Origin of the sequence: Mesorhizobium sp. M7A.F.Ca.CA.003.01.2.1 (genome assembly GCF_003998945.1) — a bacterium.
Lineage (GTDB): Bacteria > Pseudomonadota > Alphaproteobacteria > Rhizobiales > Rhizobiaceae > Mesorhizobium > Mesorhizobium ciceri.
Map to the genome: position 1 here is coordinate 1 of NZ_RZRA01000359.1, position 5103 is coordinate 5103.

The 5103-nt window shown below is 62.2% G+C and carries 6 protein-coding genes; 4 read left to right on the forward strand and 2 right to left on the reverse strand.

The features are described 5' to 3' along the window. Positions 1-952, forward strand: a 952-nt coding sequence (hemA, locus tag EN969_RS16005) for a 5-aminolevulinate synthase (protein ID WP_127419236.1), incomplete at its 5' end; no start/stop codon positions are given. Positions 953-1024: 72 nt separating this feature from the next. On the opposite strand, the gene EN969_RS16010 is transcribed toward hemA, so the two are convergent. Together EN969_RS16010 and mscL are read right to left on the reverse strand one after the other, a co-directional pair. After that, complete coding sequence (locus EN969_RS16010) at positions 1025-2191, reverse strand: pyridoxal phosphate-dependent aminotransferase (protein WP_013533609.1); 1167 nt, start codon at positions 2189-2191, stop codon at positions 1025-1027. Positions 2192-2303: 112 nt separating this feature from the next. Next, positions 2304-2726, reverse strand: a complete 423-nt coding sequence (gene mscL, locus EN969_RS16015; RefSeq protein WP_013533610.1) for a large conductance mechanosensitive channel protein MscL — start codon at positions 2724-2726, stop codon at positions 2304-2306. 399 nt (positions 2727-3125) lie between these two features. Between mscL and EN969_RS16020 the strand changes: the two genes are divergently transcribed. The 3 genes from EN969_RS16020 to EN969_RS16030 form a co-directional block, all read left to right on the forward strand. Next, positions 3126-3335, forward strand: a complete 210-nt coding sequence (locus tag EN969_RS16020) for a hypothetical protein (protein WP_024503137.1) — start codon at positions 3126-3128, stop codon at positions 3333-3335. Continuing rightward, positions 3325-3600 (forward strand): type II toxin-antitoxin system RelE/ParE family toxin, encoded by a 276-nt coding sequence (locus tag EN969_RS16025; protein WP_013533612.1) that lies wholly within the window; start codon positions 3325-3327, stop codon positions 3598-3600. Before EN969_RS16020 ends, EN969_RS16025 begins: the two co-directional genes overlap by 11 nt. A gap of 120 nt (positions 3601-3720) precedes the next feature. Beyond that, a partial coding sequence (locus EN969_RS16030) for a sodium:solute symporter (RefSeq protein WP_164758286.1) occupies positions 3721-5103 on the forward strand: 1383 nt, incomplete at its 3' end.

Genomic DNA, 5103 nt, shown 5'->3' on the forward strand with positions numbered 1-5103 from the left:
GGTCTTCACCTCCGGTTTCGTCTCCAACGAGGCCTCGATCTCGACCATCGCGAAGCTTTTGCCCAACTGCCTGATCATCTCGGACGAATTGAACCACGCCTCGATGATCGAAGGCGTGCGGCGTTCCGGCGCCGAAAAGAAGATCTTCCGCCACAATGACGTGGCGCATCTGGAAAGCCTTTTGCAGGCGGCGGGGCGCGAACGTGCCAAGCTGATCGTCTTCGAAAGCGTCTATTCGATGGATGGCGACATCGCGCCGATCAAAGAGATCGTCGAACTCGCCGAGCGCTACAACGCCATGACCTATATCGACGAGGTCCATGCCGTTGGTATGTACGGGCCGCGCGGCGGCGGCATCACCGAGCGCGAAGGCCTGGCCGACCGCATCGACATCATCGAAGGCACGCTGGCCAAGGCATTCGGCACGCTGGGCGGCTACATCACCGGCACCAGCGCTGTGATCGACGCCGTGCGCTCCTATGCGCCGGGCTTCATCTTCACCACGGCACTGCCGCCGGCGATCGCTGCCGCCGCGGCCGCTTCGATCCGCCATCTCAAGCGCTCGCAGGCCGAGCGCGACGCCCAGCAGCAGCAGGCCGCGAGAACCAAACACATCCTGTCGGCCGCCGGCCTGCCGGTGATGGATTCGCCGACGCACATCGTGCCGCTGCTGGTCGGCGATCCCGAGGCCTGCAAGATGGCCAGCGACCGCCTGCTCGGCGTGCACGGCATCTACATCCAGCCGATCAACTACCCGACCGTGCCGCGCGGCACCGAGCGGCTGCGCATCACGCCAACGCCGTTCCATTCCGATGCGCTGATCGCCGAATTGCAGGATGCGCTGGTCGAGACCTGGGATGCGCTCGGTATCCCCTACGGCTCCGCCGGTCGGCCTTCGGTGGCCAAGAGCGACCGCATCATTCCATTGCTGGTGCCCAAGTCAGGCGGCTGATGCCGTTTGGAACTCTACTCCGGCGGCCATCTGGCTCGCCGGAGCGATTTCAATTCGGGCTTCGTCAGCGGCTCAGGCGTTCTTCATCCACTTCGCCAGCCGGTGTGCCGCTTCCTCGATCTGGTCGAGACGGCGGTGGAAGCACAGCCGCAAAAACGCCTCGCCGCCGGGGCCGAAAGCGGTGCCTGGCGCCAGGCCGACATTGGCCTTGTCGACGATGTCGAAGGCAGCGGTGCGTGAATCGGTGATGCCCTCGACGGTGAAAAACAGATAGAACGCGCCCTGCGGCACCGTAAACCCAGCGCGGCCGGTGGCGCCGAGGATGCCGCAGACAAGGTCGCGCGCCTTGCGCGCCCGCTCCACCTGTTCGGCGACGAAGGCGTCGCCCTCGTCAAGGGCGGCGACCGCACCGCGCTGCATGAACTGGGCGACGCCGGAGCTCGAATACTGGATCAGGTTCTCGAACACCTGCTGCAAGCTCGGATGCGTCTTGATCCAGCCGACGCGCCAGCCGGTCATCGCCCAGTTCTTGGAAAAGGAGTTGACGTACAGGATACGGTCTTCCGCCGACGCTATGTCGAGGAAGGACGGCGCGCGGCCGTGGCCGTAGTGGAACAGTGAATAGATCTCGTCGGCGATGATCCAGAGGTTTTTCGCGCGCGCCAGAGCGAGGATCGCCTGCAAGGTCTCGTGATCGGCGGTCCAGCCGGTCGGATTCGACGGCGTGTTGATGAACAGCGCCTTTGTGCGCGGCGTGATCGAAGCGGCGATCTTCTCGACGTCGCAGGACCAGCCATTGCCGGAATGATCGAGCGTGACCGCGACTGGAACGGCTCCCGCTATCCCTGCTGCGGCATCGAAATTCGGCCAGGCCGGCGACAGGTAGACCACCTCGTCGCCGGCGCCGGCGAGCGCGTCGAGCGCCAGCTGGATGGCATGCATGCCGGAGCCGGTGACGATGAATTCTTCCTCCGGGAAATTCTTGCCGAAATGCCTGGCATAGTAACGGGAGAGTGCCTGCCTGAGATCGGGGATGCCCCTTTGCCAGGTGTAGAATGTCTCGCCGCCGGCCAGCGCCTTCGACGCGGCATCGGTGATGAAGGCTGGCGTCGGCAGGTCGCCTTCGCCGGCCCAGAGCGGAATCATGCCTTCGCGCAGGCGGCCGTAATTGACGACGGCGACAATGCCACTTTCGGGTGCCGCACGGGCCTCGGTGCGCAAGCTGTCGATCAGGGTCATGGGCGGATCCGTTTTTGGTCTGCGGTTTTCGTCAGCGGTCCTTACCAGATGCGAAAACAGAAAACCCCGGCCGCCAACGACCGGGGTTTTGGTCCAGCAATGCTGCCCGTGGTCAGCGCCTGGCGAGCAGATCGCGAATTTCGGTGAGCAGCGCGACGTCGGCTGGCGGCGGAGCCGCCGGTGCAGCGGGCTTCTCGCGCTCAAGCCGCTTGCGCATGTTGTTCACCGCCTTGACCATCAGGAAAATGATGAAAGCGAGGATGAGGAAGTTCAACGCGACAGTGATGAAGCTGCCGTAGGCAAAGACCGCGCCTTGCTTCTTGGCGTCGGCCAGCGAGGTGGCGTTGACGGCCGAGGAGAGGCCAAGGAAATAATTGTTGAAGTCCAAGCCGCCGAAAATCGCGCCGACGATCGGCATGATGATATCGTTAACAAGGGAATCGACGATCTTGCCGAAGGCCGCGCCGATGATGACGCCGACCGCAAGGTCCATCACATTGCCCTTGGAAATAAATTCCTGGAATTCTTTCAGCATTCGACCCTCCTTGTCGTGACTGGCCGAGCTGCCGTTTCCGTCCTTGCGGCATCGACCTGAGGCAACATAACAAAAACCTCCTGACGCAACATGGGTAAAAGGGAGAAAACAACCGCTTTCTCCTTACCTTACGGCACTTTGGGCGGCAGCTCTGCCGAATTTGACGCGTTGCGTACAAGGGCGTGAAATTTCATATCCCCGCGATGCAAATCGACACAGATGCCGCCGAATCACTGCAAAACGACCACGCTGGACCAGATTGCCGCCGAGCACGGCATGGGCCCCTGGTTGTTGACGCGAGCGATCAATCGCTCTTTGCAAGGTTTCCCGCATTGACGGCACGGCAAAGCCAGCATTGAATTTCTGGAAATTATAGGCGTTTTCGCCTATAATGTTCTCATGAACATGCTCGAAACCATCAGCATTGATGTTTATCCGTGGGCGGCTCCAACAAAGGAGCAGCGCGCTTGGTTTGACGCGCTTTCGCCCGACGAGAAGCGGAAAGCGATTCAGGCGGCGATCAACGAAGGTTTTGAGAGCCCGGTCAGCGAAAAGTCGATCGACGACATTATTCGGGAAGCGCGTGCCGAACTCCCGCATGCGCCATAGGATAACGCATCGCGCCGAACGCGATCTGAAAGACATTTACCGACACACCTTCGAAAACTTCGGCCACACTCAGGCCGAAAAGTACCTGCGCGAACTCGACGCGGTGTTTGAGTTGCTCGGCGACTATCCGAGTATGGGCCGGCTCTATGAAGGCAGGACCCATCAGTTCGTCCACGGCAAGCACATCATCCTCTATCGCATGGGTTTGGAGGAGGTCGTCATTGGCCGTATTTTCCACGGCGCTCAGCGGCGATCTTCACCATAACGACACCGACGCGCCGCCCTGATAGCCGTCCTGCACAGCTCTGCAATGGACTCGGACGCCAAGCTGTGGTTGCGTCCGGGCAAGCCGGATAGAAAGACGGCAGAGGAGGAAAGTCCAAGCGTGCAGGGCTTGTTCATCGTCATCATCGCGGTCGCCTATGTGACGCTGCTGTTTGCCATCGCCAGCCTCGGCGACCGCCGCTCGGCCATCTCCGAGCCGAGCCGGGGGCGGCCTTTCATCTATGCGCTCAGCCTCGCGATCTACTGCACATCCTGGACTTTCTTCGGCTCGGTCGGTCTCTCTTCCGAACGCGGCCTCGAATTCCTCGGCATCTATACGGGCCCGGTGCTCGTCTTCGTCTTCGGCTTCCCGCTGCTCAACCGTATCGTGCGGCTGGCCAAGACCGAGAAGATCACCTCGATCGCTGATTTCCTCGGCGCACGCTACGGCAAGAGTTTCACCGTCGCGGCGATCGCCACGCTGATCGCCACCATCGGCGCGGTGCCCTATATCGCGCTGCAGTTGAAGGCGATATCCGGTTCGGTCAGCCTGATGGTCGAGCACTATACGGGATCGCCGCCTTCGTTCGATCCCTTCGTCAGCGACATCTCGCTGGTCGTCGCCATGCTGTTGGCGCTGTTCGCGGTGCTGTTTGGAACCCGTCACGCCGACGCCACCGAACACCAGGACGGACTGGTGCTGGCGGTGGCGGTCGAAACCGTCGTCAAGCTCGCCGCCTTCCTGGCGATCGGCCTGATGGTCACCTTCCTGATCTTCGGCGGCCCGGGCGACATGTTCGACAAGCTCGCCGAGAACGCGCAGGTCCGGCAGGCGATGAGCTACAACACCTCGCTCGCCACCTGGCTGGTGCTGACGTGCCTGAGCGGCTTTGCCATCATCATGCTGCCGCGGCAGTTCTACGTCACCATCGTCGAAAACCGCGGCGAGGCCGAACTGCGCACCGCGACATGGGTGTTCCCGCTCTACCTCGTGGCGATCAACCTGTTCGTGCTGCCGATCGCCTTCGCCGGCCTGTCGCTGGTCGGCACCGGAACCAGCAGCGATCTCTATGTGCTGTCGCTGCCCCTGTTCAGCGGCCATGATGTGCTGGCGATGGCGGCTTTCATCGGCGGCCTGTCGGCGGCGACGGCGATGGTGATCGTCGAAAGCGTGGCGCTGTCGATCATGATCTCCAACGATCTCGTCATTCCGCTGTTCGTGCGCCGCCTGCTCAAGACCTCGACCTCCGAGACCGAGGACTGGTCGACGCTGATCCTTAATGTGCGGCGCGGGGCGATCTTCATCCTGTTGTTCATCGCCTTCCTCTATTACCGCGAGAGCACCAACAGCGCGCGCCTGTCGTCGATCGGCCTGATGTCGTTCGCGGCCATCGCCCAGTTCGCCCCCGCCCTGATCGGCGGGCTGATCTGGCGCGGCGCCAACGGCCGGGGTGCGGCACTCGGCATGGTCGCCGGCATCCTCGTCTGGGGCTACACACTGCTC

Coding starts and splice junctions, on each gene's coding strand:
- EN969_RS16010 (WP_013533609.1), bottom strand. CDS start 2,191: ATGACCCTGATCGACAGCTTGCGCACCGAGGCCCGTGCGGCACCCGAA.
- EN969_RS16020 (WP_024503137.1), top strand. CDS start 3,126: ATGAACATGCTCGAAACCATCAGCATTGATGTTTATCCGTGGGCGGCT.
- mscL (WP_013533610.1), bottom strand. CDS start 2,726: ATGCTGAAAGAATTCCAGGAATTTATTTCCAAGGGCAATGTGATGGAC.
- EN969_RS16025 (WP_013533612.1), top strand. CDS start 3,325: ATGCGCCATAGGATAACGCATCGCGCCGAACGCGATCTGAAAGACATT.